Origin of the sequence: Microcoleus sp. B3-D7, from assembly GCF_036705305.1 — a bacterium.
GTDB lineage: Bacteria > Cyanobacteriota > Cyanobacteriia > Cyanobacteriales > Microcoleaceae > Microcoleus.
Genome location: NZ_JAUBUE010000001.1, coordinates 314,752 through 333,296, shown reverse-complemented (window position 1 = coordinate 333,296; position 18,545 = coordinate 314,752). Strand labels below are relative to the sequence as shown.

Genomic DNA, 18,545 nt, shown 5'->3' with positions numbered 1-18,545 from the left:
CATCAAATTAATGCTTTACTTCCATTTTAGCAGTTATGCTGGATTGACAAAAATGTTAAAAAATGGATAATTATAGCAAAAGATTCGTAAAAATTAGCTCTCTACCGCTCTGACCTAGCAGCAAAAAACCTCGCTGCTCGATCGAACTTAATTTAAAATTATGTATAATTTTTTACAAAAAGCGCAAGTCGCTGCCGATCGCCAAAACTGGCCTGGGTTAGTCGAATGCTTGCAGCAAGTGACAGCCAAGGGCAGTAAGCCACAGGAACAAGACATTTTAGAGCAAGCTGTCAGTTTAGCAATAGAAGCCTTAGAATGGGGCGATTTTCAAGACCGCTGGGAAATTGCTAAAGTATTGCCCAATCTGGGAAATGGCGCGATCGCACCTTTAATTGCCGTGCTCGAAGACGAAGACGCAGACACCGAGCCCCGGTGGTTTGCAGCCCGCATTCTCGGAAAGTTCGATCGCCCGGAAGTGATTCAAGCTTTAGTAGAATTGGTCAAAAATTCCGACGAAGAATTGAGCCAAATCGCCGCCGAAACCCTAGGGAATTTCGGCCCGACAGCCATAGAATCCCTCGCAACTCTCCTACTCCAAGAAGACTCGCGACAGTTTGCCACAGCAGCACTTGCCCAAATTCGGCGCACCGAAACCATCCCACCGCTGTTGAGCGTAGTCGGAGACTCTCAAGTGGCGGTGCGGGCGCACGCAATCGAGGCCCTGAGCAGCTTTCACGACTCCCGCATCCCGCCGGTACTGGTAGCAGCACTCAAAGATCCGGCGACAGGAGTCAGAAAAGAAGCCGTGCGAGCTCTCGGGGTGCGCGCCTATTTAGACGCAGAATTAGATTTAGTTAACTTGCTCAAACCGTTGCTTTCGGACATTCGATTAGAAGTTTGTCAGCAAGCGGCGATCGCGATCGGGCGAGTGAAAACCGATGCTGCAGCGGCTGCTTTATTTGAATTGCTGCGATCGCCCCTAACTCCGGTTGAATTGCAAATCGAAGCTGTGCGCGCCCTAAGCTGGATGGAAACTGCAACCGCTTTAGCATATTTGCATCAGACATTAAGGGCACAATTTACTAACATACATTCTACTGTTTATCAAGAGATAGTCACTGTTTTAGGGCGAGTAGAAAAGCCGGAATTAAAAGCTGCTGCTGCTGAAATTCTGATTGATTTGCTGAAAACCGGTCATCCGGCCGTGCAGGAGGCAGTTAGCAAAAAATCTTTAGCTTTAGGTTTAGGAAAATTAGGAGATATGAGAGGGCTAGATGCTCTGATTCCAATGTTGGGCGACGCAGACAGCAGCGTCAGGCTGCACTGCATGGCAGCGATCAAACAGCTAGGTGCTGCCGAGGTCAGGCAGAAATTAGAAAGCTTAGTTAAGCAAGACAATCTCGAACCAAGATTGAAACAGGGAATTGTGATCGCGCTGCAAGAATGGCAAGAAAATTAATCAGAAGATAGAATACCCAAATCCCCAACTTTTTGGAAAAGTCGGGGATCTAATAGCGATCGCATCTTTCTTCTTCCGGACCTCCGTTACATCCGTTAGAGAATCTGTTGCCGAACTTCCTGCGGCTAGATCATCGATTTTTTTTGTGAATTTTGGCGATCGCACTTGTCACCCGCTCTAAATCTTCATCAGTTAAATTAGAGCCAGAAGGCAAACAAAGCCCGTACTCAAATAACTCTTCAGCCACCGCACCGCCCAAACATTCGCAATCAGCAAATACTGGCTGTAAGTGTAAAGGTTTCCAAACCGGACGCGCTTCTATTTTCTCTTGAGCAAGCGCTAGGCGAACTTGTTCTCTATCTGCACCGAAAGCTGCCGGAGCGATGGTCAAACAAGTCAGCCAGCGAGTAGCTTTTCCAAAAGCCGCTTCCGGCATAAATTCGATTCCCGGCAAGTTTCCTAAAGCTTGTTTGTAAAACTCAAAATTGCGTCGTCTCGCTTCCACTCGCTCCTCCAAAACCCGTAATTGACCGCGACCAATTCCCGCCAAAACATTGCTGAGACGATAATTGTAGCCAATTTCTGAATGTTGGTAATGAGGAGCGGTATCACGGGCTTGTGTTGCCAAAAAACGAGCTTTTTCTACCAGTTTTTGGTCATCTGAAACTAACATTCCTCCGCCGGAAGTGGTGATTATTTTATTGCCGTTGAATGAGAAAATGCCGATTTTACCAAAGCTTCCAGGCGATCGGTTTTTATAGGTAGCCCCTAGAGATTCTGCCGCATCTTCTATTAGGGGAATTTCATAAGCATTGCAAGCTGCCAGAATTGGGTCGATATCACAACTTTGACCGTAGAGGTGTACGATTACAACAGCTTTGGGTAATTTACCAATTTTTGCTCGTTTGTCAAGTGCTTCTCGGAACAAATCGGGGTTGAGATTCCAAGAAGTGCGATCGCTATCAATAAAAACAGGTTTTGCGCCAAGATAAGTAATCGGGCTAGCAGTTGCAATAAAGGTCAGAGTAGAGCAAAAAACCTCATCTCCCGAACCGACACCAATTAATTGTAAAGCCAAATGCAAAGCTGCGGTACCGGAACTAACAGCCGCTGCGTGTTTAGCGCCAACTACATCGCAGAATTCTTGCTCGAAAGCGTCTACATGGGGACCAACGGGGGCGATCCAGTTGGTGTCAAAGGCTTCTTTGACGAACTCCTGTTCGAGGGAACCCATGTGAGGTGTTGAGAGGAGGATTTGTTTGTTCATTTTATCTTCAGTTGGGAGATGGATAGGCAGGAAAAAAGTTTGACTTGAGGAGTTATTTAGGCTGAATGTTTAAAAAATTGACCCGCACTCCCACTAAATAATTATATTTTTCTTTGTGTCGTTTTAGTGTCTTATAGATTGAGCAATCAGAGAAGCCAGGGGATTTAACCCCGGGCTCATAGCTTAAGTGCTTTTTAGAAGACTCTCAAAAATCTTTAGTCAGTTTTAATAAACGAACTTCTACCGACTGGCACTATTAGTTTGGGAATCGTCTAGCACACCTGTAAATTCAGGGGCTGTAGCATAGCCTTCTCGGTTAATTCCGTCTCTTTTCAAGACTTTCAATACTGTCAGAAACAGAATTTTCAAGTCTAACCACAGAGTCCAATTATCGACATACCAACCATCAAGTTTGAATTTAGCATCCCAGCTAATAGCATTGCGACCATTGACTTGAGCCCAACCTGTAATTCCCGGCATAACTTCGTGGCGACGTGCTTGTTCTGGAGTATAGCGATCGAGGTATTTTACGAGTAAAGGACGAGGGCCAACAAAACTCATGTCACCTTTGAGAACGTTCAAGAGTTGAGGGAGTTCGTCCAGACTTGTTTTGCGAAAAAATTGACCGAGGGGTATGAGACGCTGTGCGGTGGGCAGCAAATTGCCATCAGCATCGCAATCGCTTGTCATAGTGCGAAACTTATAGAAATTGAAAACGTGACCGTTTTTACCGGGACGGGGTTGGCAGAAAAAGATTGGCCTGCCCATGCGGATGTAAATGGCGATCGCAACCATTAACATTACGGGAGAGAAAACTGCCAGCGCGATCGCGGCCACTAATCTATCTAATATTGCCTTTAGCAGTCTGCTGTATTTACTGAAACTATTGGTAGAAGCAACTTCTGAATTCATGATCACCATCCTTTTGAGCTTAAAAAATCTGTCAATTCCTTCACGAACATTTTTAAACTTTAGGTTCTTAAAAGACGAACTCTAATTCGCGATCGCCCCCAAATTCAGAACCGGCATTATTACCGCACTTAAGACAAAGTTCATGAATCGATCATAAAATTGTCTCTAGTTCAGCCAAGGAAAGAATTGTGCGATCGGCTTCCTAGCCCGGTGCTGGTGGAGTCTTGCAATACTCTCATCTTGACGAGCGATTTGAACTGTTAGCAAACTCAGTTTCTTGGCCGTGACGAAATCTTTGTGAGGATTATCTCCTACATAGACGCATTTTTAGCCTTGAAATCCCATGAATTCCCTGACTTTTAAGTAGGGTATTGGGCTGCGCTTCCAGTTTTCTCTACCGTATTCATCGCTGTAAATGATAGTATCACAACTATTTGCTATGTGCAATCCTTCAACTTTATTGCGTTGAGTTGTTAGGTAGCTATCTGTGCTCGCGCCTAGTTTTTTGTTACCTTTAAAATATTCGCTCGCCGAGCATCGCTATACAGAGAAATCTGCCGCTTATGTTGTCGCTCCATTGAGATGATCTCCTGAATTATTTGAGAGTCATCCTCCATGCTAATTTCTGCTAAAGCTCAATTAAAAATTTAGCCTCTGTTTCCTGGCACAAAAGACTTCCAAGCTATTTCAAAAATCTGGGAACCGCATATTTATTTACTATCCAATCCCCGACTGCGTGAAATCCGAGCCGCACAAATAGTTCGGAAAACATAGTATCATCTACATCAAAGACGGTAACTTTAATCATGCCAGCATTTCCTTTGTTACAAAAATTGCCTCGTCGTACCGCAGCATGACAACTCCATCCTGCCAATCGTCAATTTTAATTTCAAGGTTTTTCCCCAAAACCATTTCGATAATCCAGAGAGGGAAATTAGCACCGGCTTGAAATGCGAGAGGAAATCCTCCGCCAAATCGTGGATTAATTTCAATAAATTTAATCTCACCGCTGGCGAGCAAAAAACATTGCACCGTAATGCAGCCTATCGCACCGGGCAATGACTCAGCCACCTTTTTTCCCGCCTCAATCAAGGCGGGATTTTTAACTGTTATCCCCTTACTAATTTCCCCAGCTCTGGTTTCAATGCGGAGCCGGGGAACCACCGATCGCACCTTTCCTTGGAAATCCACTAAAATATCTAATGTGTATTCTTCACCAATGAGAAATTCCTGAATAATCGCATTAGCAATGTACTCTCTAAAAAAATCCAACTCTTTAGCATTTCTGACCTGATTTACTCCCACACTGCAACTGCCCTTCGCAGGTTTAATCAGAAAAGGATAGCAGGCGTTAGGATCTGCGAGAATTGTGTCTCCATCTAACAATTCAGGGGTGGGAACACCAATCTCTTTGAAAAACTTAAAAGTATTACGTTTGTCATAACAAATCTCATTGGTTTCAGGAGAACAGACGAGTAGGGTAACGCCTTTCGCTTCAAATTCTAGTCGGTGAAGCGAGAGCAAATACAGTTCCGGGTCGATCAGCGAAATCAATAGCTTAATTTGATGTTTTTCACAAATTTCTAGCAAAATATTGATGTAATTGGCATCAGTAATTCGCGGAACAACTTCTGAAACATCAGCGACGAAAGCAGCAGGAGCATTGTTCTGAGAATCGGTCGTGACAATAGTGCCAGGAAGTCCTATATTGCTCAAAACTTTTTTAAAGGATTGAATTAGTGCTACCCTTCTGCCTGCACTGGTGAAAAGAATGTTGAAAGCATCCATAAGTTGATAAAAGTGGTGAGTTTCCGGTAAAAATTCTGGAATCTTTGCGTATTCAGAAAGATTTTATCCGCGTGTATAACTTGATGCGTTCTCAGACAAAGCCTCGCTATAAAGACGTTCGTAAAGCTTTATGATATGTGGCGCGTCATAATTAACCATATCCTTTCGTCCGCGCTTGCCCATCTTTTGAGCTTCGTCTGGACGATCTAAAACCCATGCCATTGCTTCAGCCATTCCGTTGATATCTCCCACTTTTACCAGCCGCCCATTTCCATCTACTAATAAATCGCGAGTGCCGCGAATTTCTGTACCAATGACGGGGGTTTCCATGCACAAAGATTCCATAACGCAATTGGGAAGTCCTTCGTGTGCAGAAGCAATCAAAGTAGCTACAGACGCACGCATTAAAACTGGAATATCCCTCCTTCGTCCCAAAAAATGCACTTGGTTTTGAATCCCCAACTTGGCTGCGAGTTGCTGCATTTCCTCAAAAATTCTTCCATTTCCGGCGAAGGCTAAATGTACTTGAGGCCGACCGAGTTGGGCAAATGCCTTTAAAATATCCCCTGGACGTTTGCGGGGAATAAATTCAGCTACCGACAAAAACAAAGGGTTTTCCGGTGCTAATCCCAACTCTTGACGTACTCCCATTATCTCAGCTTCGGAAATAGCATCGGGATTAAAGCGATCGAGATTTAAACCAGTTCCGGGGATATAACGAACTCGTTCGGGAGAAATGAGTCCATAGCGCTTTGCTGCTGACTCATCTTCCCGATTCACTACTACTAAATAGTCTGTCCAAGGCCCAGCAATCTTTTCTAGTCCCAAGAATATAGCATTTTTATGGGGTGCGCCTCCCTGGTAGAAGTGAAAACCTTGAGCAGTGTAGATTACCTTGAATTTTCCCTGCTTTCTCCAATTGTTAAGAGCATAGCGGGCAACAAAAGCAGCTACTGGCGTGGAAACATTTACTAAATTGTATTCTTGCTGAGCAAACACCTGACGAATTTGTTGGGGAGCCGCGATCAAGTTTTTCGGATCTAGGGGGTTGCGCGACCACTCGATATCCCAAACGCGATCGAAAAAATGTGCATATTCCTCGCTAGTAGAAAGTTCTTTTGCCATTGCATCCACCTGCCAGCCTTGACTGCGTAGGTGCTTGGTGAGAGGCAGGAAAAATTTAAGAGTAGATGGAATAGTGGTGATAATTAGCAGGCTCTTCATGATGGCTCCTCAATTTCCTCGTAAACGCTAGTCGGCATAAAATTAATCCTTATTAAATCTGACCAACATTGAGACCGTCCTAGTTTTTTTGCTTCAGCCAAGCTTCAGTCATCTCTCGTACGTAGCGGTAAAATTCATTCCGCTGCTCGCGGAGGGCTTCATCGCGGTACTCTTTAGCTTTTTCCAAATTCCTGGCTGACATTCGAGCCATGCGTTCTGGATCAGTCGTCACCTCGCGGATTTTGCTCGCCAAAGCTGCTACATCACCGGGGGGTACTAAATCTTCCGGGAGGAGCAGTTCTGGGATGCCGCCAACTGTCGAGCCGATGCAGGGTAATGCGCGCCCCATTGCTTCCACCATTGCTCTAGGTAAACCTTCTTGATGGGAAGGAAGAACGAAAATGTCAGCTAGATCCAACTGATTTTGCACCGCATCACCTGCAGTCAATTGACCTTTGAAACAAACCCGATCGCCCAAACCGTGCCCTTGAGCTCGCGCTTCCAGTTTTTGACGATACTGGCCGTCTCCAACTAGAACCAACTTGATATCTAGTCCTTCTGAGACGCAAACAGCAACGGCATCGATGAGTACATCGGGAGCTTTGTAAAGTTGAGCCAAACTGGCCAGTGTAATCAATGTCAGCGACTGCTTTTCCTGAAAGCCCGATCGCGGTGTTGCCGCAAATGCTGAATCCGGCAATTCCGTCATCGAATAGTGAGCGGTAAAAACCCCTGGATTTGGCGGATATCGGCGCTGGAGAGCCTTTTCTGTAATGTAAGCAGCGGCGCTAGCGTTCACGCACTGATTTCTGAGCCGACGCGGTGACCACCAGCGGAAGAACGGGCGCACAGGGCTTTTGACGGAGCCGGGAGCGAATACGTCGTAAGGGTCGGCGATGACATAAATGCCGTAGGGATGACCAATCCGGCGCAACATCGGTTCGATACAGGATGAAATTTGAGAAGAAAGATAAAAAATCACAGCATCCTCTGTGCGGACAGCTTTTCTGGCAGCCTGCTGAACTTGCCTGGCCTTGAAGAGGTACTGCCAGGGGCCTATATAGTAAGGTATTGCTGCAAAGGAAACTCTTTCCCCGTCAGCTCGCTTCCAGTCAGAAGGCACGTCAGGTACGTCGCGCACGCGGGCTACTGCCAGGAGCTCGTCAAATACCTCAAAGTAACGCTGCCAGTAGGAATGGGCGAACATTGTCTGCGTCCACACTGCCCCGTCCGGCGTGCGAACAAAGCGGTGTTCAACAGCTACAACTACTCTCATACAATCGGTAACTCCTTTAACAAAAACATTTCTACATTTGATTCATAAGTTGTTTGCTGTCATTCATTGTGCCAATAGCGATCGCATCGATCGGTCATGGCACTCTGGTATCGTCACAGAATAAGTCTGTAAACGTGAACGTCTAAAGGGTCGATCGACCCAAAAAGTTTACCTTCCTTGACTGCCATACCCGCAGGTCGATTTTGAAACATCGATCGCGCTTCCCTAACTGCGATCGGAAGTTCAAGTGCTACTTCTCTTGGTTTCCCGTAATTGCTGTTGACGACAACAGCGACACCTTGGTTTTCGCGTGTCCATATCCCCGCTACTATATTCGACATCTTGGTATCAATTTTTTGGAACTCTCCATCAAGCAATAGCGGACTAATTGATTTCAATTCAGGCACTAAAGATTTAACTCCCTCCCACAAATCCGGGTGGTCTCGCAAATGCCAAACGGGATCGTCATAAGTGTAATAGAGAATCCCTTTTGTCCCTGCAAGCAAAGCTTGATAGGTCATATTTCGCACTTCGTGAAATGTAGGGGCTTGAGAGCCATCGTATTTTTTAGAAGGGTGTAAGTCCCAGTTATATGTTTGTAAATTAGCATAAGTGGAGCGATTGAATTTTGCAGCGGCTGCCCGTGCATTTGATATGTCAGAATAAGTCGCCGGCAATTCTTCTGGCTTCCTCCATTTAATCGGATAAGATTGCCTCGCAATGACATCAGAACAATTCGCAAACTGCTTGAGTTTATTTGAGTAGCCGCTAACATAAGTGATGTGGTTGGGATCTGCTGTCTTCGCTTGCTGGTGAGATTTCAACAGATTGTCTACACTCCATTTACCGTTGTCAACATCGTCAGCTATACTCCAGCCGAGTACCGCTGGTTTTTGCTTAAAGGCGTTGATTAAATTCAGAAGTCCGATGGAATTTTGCTCTGTTAAAACATATACTCCCAGCCGCTCTGCTTCGTCTAAAAATTCTCCATAATCATCTAGGTTGGTAGCCGAAGCGTGAATTGTGTTAAATCCAGCAGCAGCGATGTCGCGGAGTGCCGACTTGCGCTCTTGGGCGGTGGATTCCCAGGAAACATGATAGAAACCGAAGGGAAAAAATGGTTTCTTGTCTATCACCGTAGTTCCGTCAACCCTAGTTTCTACTATTCCCTGGTTTTTGGGAGTTTGAGTGATAGGTGCGGCAACAGCAGCAGGACATGATGAGCCAACCTTTAAAATCTGAGAATAAGCTAAAGCCAAAATAATTCCAGATATTAAGAAAGATGCGAATAGCGTTAATCCTCGCAATTTATTATTTTTAGGGTTTCTGTGATTCATGTCGGCGTTTTTAATTCAGGGCTGATTGTCAAAAATCATTCAAATCAGAAGTATATTTTTTTTAATGATACCTTCTGCCTTCCTACTGCTGCATTTTCCCGGTGAGCGGCCTTGATATCACAATACCTATAGACAGCATATAGGCAAGTGTCATGGCATTACCTAATGAGCCAAACATCCCTTCAGCCATAGACAAAAACCAGAAGCATACTGTAATCAGGAATGGAGCGATCGCAGCACAATCCTCTTTGGCATAAGTTTTGAAATAGGCGTAAGTATAGAAAAAACTGGCGATCGCAAAAGCGACTAGCAAATTTGCTGCTATAATGCCATTTTGTCCGATGACTTCAATAATTGTGTTGTGTCCTCCCAGTCCAAAGTTTAACTGAAAGTATTTGCTGCCGTGACCCAATAAATCTGATTCATCTAATGTCTGTCCCCAGATGCGATCTCTTCCGCTCAAACCTTCCTTAGCTTCAAAGTTGTTGTTGAGACTCTTATTCATAGCCTCAATTTGTTCGCCTCCAAATAGCAAGACTGCCGTCACAGCCACAGTGGCGATCGCTATCATTCTTTTAACTGCTTTGGAATTTTTTACAAACTGGCTAAAAAACACAGAAAACATGATAAAACATACTATCATTGAAGTCCGAGAGTTCGCTAAAATTATCAGCACAAAAAGGCTCAACAGAGCAGCAGATATTGGCAATAAATACCGCGCATCTTTTTTTGCAGACCAAGCACCAATCAACAAAATAAATAAACCCGCAGACATTGTGGCACAGGTAAATCCCATTTGATTCGAGTTGGCAAATACCCCACGATACAGCGTACCATTCCCCGGAGGATGCGACACAAGAGACGTAACAATATAGGGAATGTGGCCGAGGAAAAGTCCCATTCCCATTAGCAAGTTGGCATTTTCTTTCAGCGCCTTTGGGACAGCATTAAACAGAATTAACGGTACAGCAATCATTTGCCACAACCCGTCTCTAAAAATAGTTGTGTCATTGTTAGCAAGTCCCGATATGAGTAATCCGCAGCCGAATAGAATCCACAGCAAGAGGAGAGGTCGAGCTTGACGGTGGAAACCCCACTGTTTAAAGGGAGACATGAGGATGAGGATTAGTAAACTTGAGGCAACTAACAGATAGCGCAATTTGAGGACGGCTGGATCGAGGGGAATATTATAACTGCCCAAGCTAATCAGAGATGTGCCACCAAATAGCACAGATAGCGCCATAACTATAATGACTTGTCTTAGCATAAATTGAATAACTGATTTAAGACCAAGTATCCGATGGGATTGCTGTCATGATTTTGAGAGATTAGCCTCGTAAACCTCTGTCAGCTTTTTGACGCTGGCTGCTATATTGAAAGGGCTCTTTTCAACGACTGCTAAGGCATCTCTTTGGCTAATTGCGGATGCGCCGCTTCTTGCTGACATAACCGCTTCTGCCCAAATTGATGCGGGTTTTGACAGGGAAATTCGTTGCAGCAGAGGTCTGACTAAATCAGCTTCTTCTGGAACAACATCTGAGAAAATGCAGGGTAGTCCGGCTGCTTGTGCCTCGATTAATACTAAGCCCAAACCTTCGTGGAGGGATGGAAACAGAAATACATCTACAGCCTTTAACATTAGTCTGGGTACGTCAGACCTATTGCCGGTAAAGGTGACGCGATCGCTCAAACCCATTTGCACAACTTTCTGTTCGATATCCGAACGCAGTGAACCGTCTCCGATCAGCAACAGGTGCATTTTCACTTCTTGTTTCGCAACTTCTGTGGCAATTTCTAGCAGGAACGGATGATTTTTTTGCGTTTCAAATCTGCCGATATGACCGATCACAAAAGCATCTGCAGGAATGCCGAATTCAGCGCGAACGCCGATGGAATCTACCCGATCGTAGAACGGTTTCAGGTCAACGCCGTAGTCAAGCACCTGCCAGCGGGTATCAGTTTTCCAAGCTGCACCGAATAGATCCGCTACAGCATTACAACTGCATCCCAGACCAACTGTTCCGCACCTGGAAATCGACCATTTGGTTAAACTTAGATACAACTGCCGATGTAATCCTGCTGTGGCATCAATTGCAGAGGTATCATTATGGCTGTGGGCAATGCGGACAGGTACTCCTGCTTGTTTCGCCAAATAGAGAACGTAACCGCTAAAGTGGTGGACATGACTGTGAACAATGTCATAGGGCCCGTATTCGCGTAGAATTCGTTTAAAGTTGCGACCGTAAAGCCAAGGTTTTGACGGAGAGAGGCACGGGATAATCTTGCTACCAAGAGCACGAGCTTCGTCATCGTAAGGACAGGGTTTCTCAGTGTGAACTAGAAAGTCCATCTGGAAGCGATCGCGATCGATATTTCTCAAAACGTGCATCAGCCAAGTTTCTACTCCGCCCCGATTCATTCCGCCGACGACATGAAGAATACGGATGGGACGCTGCTTACTCAATATTTGATTTTGTTCCTTGATATCTATCGAGTCTGTATACTGCATAAGCAATCACTGCAAAACTAAAAACTGCTTGAACGATCGCCCCAACGATTAGCGCGATTACGGCCCCTTGCACTCCCATCGTCGGAATTAACCAAAGACAAGCGAGCCCAGAAGCCCCTGTCACTAAAGCAAACAAAGGCATTTGCACTTGAAAGTACCTAGCTGCCGTCATCCCGTAACCCAAGAAGGATGACACATAGCTAATACCTGCAACCACCATTAGCCAGGCGAACAAATCAGCTCGCTCGCCATACTCCGGTTTATAGAGTAAAGTTAGGATTTGCCTGCCGGCAACAACAGCGACAAAAACGCCTCCCGCACCTAACATCAAGCCAACCCCCACCAGCTTAAATAAAAGTGTGCGAAAAGCAGTGCTATTTCCCGCTGCATAATATTTTGCCAGCCGCGGACTAGCAGACTGCGCTAGGGCACTGACTACCATGTTCCCTGCTACCATCAGGTAAGATATTGCAGAGAAAATCCCCAGTTCGCGTTCGCCCAAATACCGCTCGAGAAAGTATCGAGGAATGTTAGTATTCAGGGAAATTAACATCATCACCAAACCCAGAGGTAAAGCCAGCCAAACTAACTTGGCCAAAGTTTTTCCCTCCCAGCGGGGGTACAAGGGATTTTGGCTGTTTGCAGGTTCAGCATCGGCCACTAATAAATCTTCTCGAGCTCTCCCCTGCGAAGAATTCTTTAAAATTAATCTACCATTGCGAAGATCCCAGCCGAATAGGACTAAACCCCACGCAACTGCTAATCCGATCGCTCCCCCTACAACACTCCCAGTCAGAGAAACTCCGATGCCTAAAAGTAATAACGACAAAGGCCCTTTAATAATCAAGGCGATCGCAATTCGATCCATCCGTTCGTGTTGTTGAATCAAGCCGTAAAACACATCGCTGATCGACTCAAAAGCCTTTGCCAGGGCGATCGCCCAAATCACCTGCGAAGTTTCCCACCGATATCCAGCTTTGAGCGTAATTCCGGCAATTATCAAGAATGCTACCGCCGTTGCAATTAACCTCAGACCCAGATAATCGCTAAAAACATACTCGCCTTTGGCATCTGTTGCTTGGATCTGACGCAATTGGAGATTGGTAAACATGATCACAGGTGCTGTCACCGCCAGACCCAAGGTAAATTGACCCACCATTTCAGGACTGCCCAATTTAGCAAGCAACACCAACATCCCCCACTGGGAAGCCGCATAAACGAGGTGCCCAGTGAAAGTCCATGAAAAATTTCGGCGTAATGTTAGTGGTTTCAACTGTTGCATTAGTAGCTAATTACCTGCTTGCTAATTGGTGTATTTCCCATTGCAAAGTTATTCACAAATGCCCCATTAATTTTGAGCAACCTTAGCCCTAATCAATTTCCCTACCGCCGCACCTTCCACAGGCTCCGAGAAAAAGTATCCCTGTCCGTAGACGCAATCCAGGGATTTTAGCTGAGCTATTTGCCACTTCGTTTCTACTCCTGTGGCAATCATGTCCATACCTAACTCTTGAGTGATTGCAACAATTTTATGAAGAACTTCTAAGTTGGGGTTGCTAGCATCCAGCCCGCTGACTAGAGAGCAATCTAGCTTCAAACTGTCGAATTTCCCATACTTCAGCCGCGTCAATTGGTAAAGGTGAGTTAATGATAAATCACTCAGACCACAGTGGTCTATTTGTACTTGCAACCCTAAAGTTTTAAGTTTGAAAAAAACAGCTCCAGCCAACTCGGAATTTTCCGTCACCACATATTCAGGAATTTCTAACCTCAAACTAGAAGCCTCGAGATTTGTTTCCTTCAATATTTGGTTGATCGTCTCGATTAAGTCCGCTTGGAAAAACTGTTTGCTAGTCAGATTCACGCTGACTGTTAAAGGAGAGTTAAGACGAAATTGCGACTGCCAAATCCGCATCTGGCTGCAAGCTTGCCGGAGTACCCACTCGCCAATAGGAACAATCAAGCCAGTTTGTTCGGCCGCTGGTAGGAATTCGTCTGGCCAAAGCAAACCTCGATTCGGGTGCTGCCAGCGCAACAGCGCTTCAAAACCACTAATTTGATCGGTTTCCAGGCAGACGATCGGCTGATAGTGCATCCGAAACTCCTCATTGGCAAGAGCCATCCGTAAATCATTCTCTAACTGAACAGATCCTGCACTGCTAATCTTTGCCACAGCGGTTGTTTTTTGGGCTGTCTTGACGTGCAAATTGGTAGTTGAATACCCTTGTACATACTCAGGCACTAACTGCTGTAGCATTGAAACAATTAAATTTTCATCATTGCGATCGCTCGCTTGACAAAGGGCTTCTACTTCCTGGTCAATATTCTCTTTGACTAGGCGGCTGGCATTGCCAAGACTGAGAATTTTTTGGTGTTTAGTGCGGTTGTATTTCTCGCCCGGAATAAACAGCTCTTCAAACAATTTTTCTCCCGGCCGCAGCCCTGTAAACGCGATTTCTATGTCTTTGCCCACTTCATATCCTGAGAGCTGAATCAAATCTTTTGCTAAATCAAAAATTCTAACTGGTTCCCCCATCTCAAGCATGAATACTTCCCCGCCACTGCCGATGACTGCCGCCTGCAAAACCAGTTGAACAGCCTCGGGAATTGTCATGAAATAGCGAGTGATATCTGGATGGGTAATTGTGAGCGGCCCACCCTCAGCAATTTGTCGCTGGAAAGTAGGTACGACACTACCCCGGCTGCCAAGAACATTACCGAAACGAACCACTACAAACGGGTTTTTACTTTTTTTGGCTGCTTGCAGCACCAGCATTTCGGCAACTCTTTTGCTAGCTCCCATAATGCTAGTTGGATTCACCGCTTTGTCGGTGGAAATCATCACAAATTGTTCCACATTGTATTTCAATGCCAGATCCAGCAGATTTTTCGTCCCCCGCACATTGTTAGTAATCGCTTCCGGCGGGTTTAATTCCATCATGGGTACGTGTTTGTGAGCCGCCGCATGAAAAATGATGTCTGGTCTTATTGTTATAAAAAGGTACTCTAAGCGATCGCGAAAGCGAATATCGGCCATAAAGGCTGTCACGCGAGTAATATCTGTTGGGGTTTTGCTGGTTTTTTTGAGTGCGGACAGGACTTTTCCTAATTCTTGTTGAATGTTGAAGACAGAATTTTCTCCGTGTCCGACGATGATAATTTCCGCAGGAGCGCACTTTAATATTTGCCGACAAAGTTCGCTGCCGATGGAACCCCCGGCACCCGTAATTAGAACTTTCTTGCCTCCTATCAATCCCAAGACTTTCTGGGTATCGGTTTGGATGGGGGCGCGGCGGAGCAAGTCCTCAATCTGTACTTCTCTGAGGCTACCTAAACTGACACGACCGTTGATGATTTCATTGAGGCCGGGGAGGGTGCTGGTGGGAATTCCAATTGACTGACAAATTTCTACGATCTCCCTAATCTCTTTTCCCGGAGCTGAGGGGATGGCAATCATGACTTTGCCGATGTTTAGCGAGCGAACTACTTCGGGAATGCTATAACGATTGCCGACTACAGTTAGTTTGCGAATCCGCTTGGTGATTTTTTTTGGGTCGTCGTCAACGAAAGCGATTGGATCGAGTCCTACCTCCGGGCTCCTCTGCATCGTTTGCATCATAGATGTGCCTGCACTGCCTGCACCGACTATCAGGACCCGATCGCGTTGCTGAACTTTCCACGGTTTTTGGTTCCATCTTTCGAGGGATGGAATGCTGAAACGAATGGCTGCAACTAACAAAAAGCTGATGATAGCGTCTAGTAGTGGCAGCGAGCGTGGCAGATTTGCGATCGGCGAATTATTTAGCTGGTAGAGTTGTTGGAACACGATAATTTCCACTGCTAGGGATATACCTATCAGCATGGTTATTTGTGACATTTCTTCCAGACCCGCATACTGCCAGTAACGCTTGTACAAGCCGCCGCCATAAAATACTGTAAGCTTGACTGCTAAAAATAATACTGTAACTACCGCTAGGCTCTGTAAGTATGGAGCCAGATTCAATATGCCATCTAAACGAATTTCCAGAGCCAATAACGGTGCGATCGCCAAACAAATTGCATCGATTATCAAAAAATGACGGGTTCTTAATCCCACCAACACTTTGCTAATTTTTTTTATGATCATATCTCCATCATACTCTATTACACAAAAACTTTACTAAAACTCTATCTACTACCTAATGCTGAGGTATTTTTATTAGACCACCCTGACCACTGAAATTAATCACCCTTTCTTTTAATCGGGCATCACTCAAGTGATATCATTAAGGCGATTACCAAGAATATTTTTCGCCTCCTATTTTTTGATTTTATTGTATTAAATTTTGTTATCTTAATGCTGTGTCGATTTTATTCTAAAACTGGTTCCATTGCTCGTAAATTTATAATTCTTTACTTCTTTTTAACAAAAGTATTTTTTTTTGTGATGTAGATCACAAATATATTTGTTAAAACCAGGACAGTGCTTGAATTAAGTGATACAATATATATCCTCAATAATGAGTTGAAGAGCCTAGAGTGTTACTGTTTACAAAAAATCATTTTTCGGGAGTAACTAATGGAATCAACTGAAAATGGTATTGGATTTCAGGAATACTGGCAGATTTTGAAGCGCAGGTGGCTGCCAGCCTTAGCTGTATTTGCCTCGGTTGTTGCACTCACCACCTACGGCACGCTGCAGGAAAAAGCCGTTTATGAAGCAGAAGGAAAGCTGTTATTTAAGAAAACGACTCCGGGATCTGCTTTAACAGAATTGGGCAAAGAAATCGGAGAGTTGACTCCTGCGGCGGAGCAAAGCAACCCTCTGACTACCGAGATAGAACTGATTCGTTCTGTCGAAATTATCCAAAAAACTATAAATAGGCTTCAGTTAAAAGACGAAAAAAATAATCCTCTAAAAACGAAAGATTTTTTTAAGAAGCTGACCGTAGCTACTATTAAGGGCGCTGATATCCTAACGGTTTCATACAAAGACCACAACCCGGAAATAGCAGCCGAGGTCGTAACAATTATGATGAGTTTTTATATAGATAACAATCAAAAAGTGAATCGATTAGAAGCTGTGTCTGTTCGACAGTTTATTGAAAGAAAACTGCCTAAATCCGACCAAGCTATGCGGAAAGCAGCGGCCGAATTGAGAAAATTTAAAGAAGATAATAAAGTTGTAAATCTTGAAGAAGAAACTAAATCAGCGGTAGCAGTTATGGCGGAACTAGAAAGTAAAATCGACCAAGCTAAGTCGGATTTACTCAATGCCAGTGCTAAGTCCAAAGCATTTGAATACGAATTAAAAATGAACCCTCAGCAAGCATTGGCCGCCAGCACTCTCAGCCAATCTAGCACTGTGCAGGAAGCTCTGAAAGAGTACAAACAAATAGAGCGTCAGTTAGCAACTGAGCAAAATCGCTACCTGGATAATTCGCCTATAATAACTAGGTTAGAAACTAAAAAAGCTACCATAAAAGCTTTACTAGACCAACAAATACAACAAGTTTTAGGTGACCAACAGCCGTTGCCCAATCAAAGTTTACAGATAGGAGAGGTGAAACAAAAACTGATCGAAGAATTTATTAAGGTAGATGTAGAGCGCCAAGGTTTGGCTGAGCGAGTGACTATTCTCTCAAATGCTCTAGCTGGCTACAAGCAGCGGGTAAAAGTTTTGCCGAAGGTAGAGAAGGAACAGCGGGAACTAGAAAGAAAACTTCAAGAAGCGGAAGCGGATTATCAGGAATTGCAAAAAAAACTCCAGGAAATTCGGATTACTGAAAATCAGCAAGTGGGGAATGCTCGGATTATCCAAAAGCCGAGTGTTCCGGAGGAACCAGCGCGTTCTCGCAAGTCTTTATTGCTGGTATCGGGCGGTTTGTTGGGAACTCTGCTTGCTATAGGTGCGGCGCTGCTTTTAGAATCTCAAGATAAGTCTGTCAAAACTATTGAAGAGGCGAGGGAATTATTTGGGTTTACTTTGTTGGGGGTGATTCCTTTCCATAGAAAGTCTGAAAAAAATCCTCGGCGCAATTCCTGGCGACATAAGTCTGCCGCACAGGATTTAGAGCTATCTCCTCGACAGATTGTGGTTAGAGATACTCCTCATACTTCGAGCAGTGCTGCTTACCGGATGCTTCAGGCAAATCTGAGGTTTTTGAGTTCTGATAAAGAGCTGAAAGTGCTTGTCGTGAGTAGTTCGCTACCGCAAGAAGGCAAGTCTACTGTATCGGCTAATTTGGCTGTAGCTATAGCTCAATTAGGACGGAAGGTTTTGCTGGTAGATGCGGATATGCACTGTCCTGTTCAACATCGGGTTTGGGAGCTTCCCAATCAAGTAGGTTTGAGCAACGTGATAGTTGGACAAGCTGGGTTTGGGGATGCGATCGCCCAAGTTATGGAGAATTTAGATGTGCTGACTTGCGGGGTGATTCCGCCTAATCCAATGGCTCTGTTGGACTCGCAGCGGCTCACTTTATTAATTAAGCAATTTTCGGCTAGTTATGATGCCGTGATCGTTGATACTCCTGCTTTGAATGTTGCTGCTGATGCTCTAATTCTCGGAAATAAAGCCGATGGGATTTTATTGGTAGTGCGACCTGGAGTTCTTCATTCTGGTACTGTGGCTTTTGCGAAGGAGCTATTGAAGAAATCAAATCAGCACGTTCTGGGCTTAGTGGTGAATGGAGTAAGTCCTAAAAACGAACCGCACAGCCATTACTATTTTACCAATGAATCTTACACTCAAGAGCAGAGTCCTGGTATTAAAAAAACGAATAACCAGTAAC

General features: G+C 44.8%; 12 protein-coding genes. 2 read left to right on the top strand and 10 right to left on the bottom strand.

Translation table 11 applies throughout. The features are described from left to right. The first annotated feature begins 160 nt into the window (after nucleotides 1-160). Entirely contained in the window at nucleotides 161-1,459 is a 1,299-nt protein-coding gene (locus QUB25_RS01220) for a HEAT repeat domain-containing protein (RefSeq protein WP_333181677.1), read from the top strand. A 130-nt stretch (nucleotides 1,460-1,589) separates the two neighbouring features. Here QUB25_RS01220 and QUB25_RS01215 read toward each other — a convergent pair whose 3' ends face one another. From QUB25_RS01215 to QUB25_RS01170, 10 genes are all read right to left on the bottom strand, one after another. After that, nucleotides 1,590-2,726, bottom strand: coding sequence for a DegT/DnrJ/EryC1/StrS family aminotransferase (locus QUB25_RS01215; RefSeq protein ID WP_333181675.1), 1,137 nt, complete (start codon nucleotides 2,724-2,726; stop codon nucleotides 1,590-1,592). Nucleotides 2,727-2,966: 240 nt separating this feature from the next. After that, nucleotides 2,967-3,638: a sugar transferase gene (locus tag QUB25_RS01210; RefSeq protein WP_333181673.1), complete on the bottom strand. Its 672-nt coding sequence runs from the start codon at nucleotides 3,636-3,638 to the stop codon at nucleotides 2,967-2,969. Nucleotides 3,639-4,442: 804 nt separating this feature from the next. Then, complete coding sequence (locus QUB25_RS01205) at nucleotides 4,443-5,426, bottom strand: ATP-grasp domain-containing protein (RefSeq protein WP_333181671.1); 984 nt, start codon at nucleotides 5,424-5,426, stop codon at nucleotides 4,443-4,445. 63 nt (nucleotides 5,427-5,489) lie between these two features. After that, nucleotides 5,490-6,650 (bottom strand): glycosyltransferase, encoded by a 1,161-nt coding sequence (locus QUB25_RS01200; RefSeq protein ID WP_333181669.1) that lies wholly within the window; start codon nucleotides 6,648-6,650, stop codon nucleotides 5,490-5,492. 79 nt (nucleotides 6,651-6,729) lie between these two features. Beyond that, nucleotides 6,730-7,926 carry a glycosyltransferase family 4 protein gene (locus QUB25_RS01195; RefSeq protein WP_333181668.1) on the bottom strand — a complete coding sequence of 399 codons (1,197 nt, stop codon included), beginning with the start codon at nucleotides 7,924-7,926 and terminating at the stop codon, nucleotides 6,730-6,732. Nucleotides 7,927-8,039: 113 nt separating this feature from the next. Continuing rightward, nucleotides 8,040-9,263 (bottom strand): hypothetical protein, encoded by a 1,224-nt coding sequence (locus tag QUB25_RS01190; RefSeq protein WP_333181666.1) that lies wholly within the window; start codon nucleotides 9,261-9,263, stop codon nucleotides 8,040-8,042. An 82-nt stretch (nucleotides 9,264-9,345) separates the two neighbouring features. Beyond that, nucleotides 9,346-10,530 carry an O-antigen ligase family protein gene (locus QUB25_RS01185; protein ID WP_333181664.1) on the bottom strand — a complete coding sequence of 395 codons (1,185 nt, stop codon included), beginning with the start codon at nucleotides 10,528-10,530 and terminating at the stop codon, nucleotides 9,346-9,348. Nucleotides 10,531-10,575: 45 nt separating this feature from the next. Continuing rightward, on the bottom strand, nucleotides 10,576-11,772 hold the full coding sequence (locus QUB25_RS01180; RefSeq protein ID WP_333181662.1) for a glycosyltransferase family 1 protein: 1,197 nt from the start codon (nucleotides 11,770-11,772) through the stop codon (nucleotides 10,576-10,578). Next, nucleotides 11,720-13,054 (bottom strand): oligosaccharide flippase family protein, encoded by a 1,335-nt coding sequence (locus QUB25_RS01175; protein WP_333181660.1) that lies wholly within the window; start codon nucleotides 13,052-13,054, stop codon nucleotides 11,720-11,722. The genes QUB25_RS01180 and QUB25_RS01175 overlap by 53 nt, the downstream gene beginning before the upstream one ends. Before the next feature lie 66 nt (nucleotides 13,055-13,120). Further along, nucleotides 13,121-15,898, bottom strand: coding sequence for a polysaccharide biosynthesis protein (locus QUB25_RS01170; protein ID WP_333181658.1), 2,778 nt, complete (start codon nucleotides 15,896-15,898; stop codon nucleotides 13,121-13,123). A 432-nt stretch (nucleotides 15,899-16,330) separates the two neighbouring features. Between QUB25_RS01170 and QUB25_RS01165 the strand changes: the two genes are divergently transcribed. Next, entirely contained in the window at nucleotides 16,331-18,544 is a 2,214-nt protein-coding gene (locus QUB25_RS01165) for a polysaccharide biosynthesis tyrosine autokinase (protein WP_333181656.1), read from the top strand. Nucleotide 18,545: the final 1 nt, after the last annotated feature.

What these genes read in the sequence shown, in the direction of transcription:
- QUB25_RS01220 (WP_333181677.1), top strand. Translation starts at nt 161, where the DNA reads ATGTATAATTTTTTACAAAAAGCGCAAGTCGCTGCCGATCGCCAAAAC.
- QUB25_RS01215 (WP_333181675.1), bottom strand. Translation starts at nt 2,726, where the DNA reads ATGAACAAACAAATCCTCCTCTCAACACCTCACATGGGTTCCCTCGAA.
- QUB25_RS01210 (WP_333181673.1), bottom strand. Translation starts at nt 3,638, where the DNA reads ATGAATTCAGAAGTTGCTTCTACCAATAGTTTCAGTAAATACAGCAGA.
- QUB25_RS01205 (WP_333181671.1), bottom strand. Translation starts at nt 5,426, where the DNA reads ATGGATGCTTTCAACATTCTTTTCACCAGTGCAGGCAGAAGGGTAGCA.
- QUB25_RS01200 (WP_333181669.1), bottom strand. Translation starts at nt 6,650, where the DNA reads ATGAAGAGCCTGCTAATTATCACCACTATTCCATCTACTCTTAAATTT.
- QUB25_RS01195 (WP_333181668.1), bottom strand. Translation starts at nt 7,926, where the DNA reads ATGAGAGTAGTTGTAGCTGTTGAACACCGCTTTGTTCGCACGCCGGAC.
- QUB25_RS01190 (WP_333181666.1), bottom strand. Translation starts at nt 9,263, where the DNA reads ATGAATCACAGAAACCCTAAAAATAATAAATTGCGAGGATTAACGCTA.
- QUB25_RS01185 (WP_333181664.1), bottom strand. Translation starts at nt 10,530, where the DNA reads ATGCTAAGACAAGTCATTATAGTTATGGCGCTATCTGTGCTATTTGGT.
- QUB25_RS01180 (WP_333181662.1), bottom strand. Translation starts at nt 11,772, where the DNA reads ATGCAGTATACAGACTCGATAGATATCAAGGAACAAAATCAAATATTG.
- QUB25_RS01175 (WP_333181660.1), bottom strand. Translation starts at nt 13,054, where the DNA reads ATGCAACAGTTGAAACCACTAACATTACGCCGAAATTTTTCATGGACT.
- QUB25_RS01170 (WP_333181658.1), bottom strand. Translation starts at nt 15,898, where the DNA reads ATGATCATAAAAAAAATTAGCAAAGTGTTGGTGGGATTAAGAACCCGT.
- QUB25_RS01165 (WP_333181656.1), top strand. Translation starts at nt 16,331, where the DNA reads ATGGAATCAACTGAAAATGGTATTGGATTTCAGGAATACTGGCAGATT.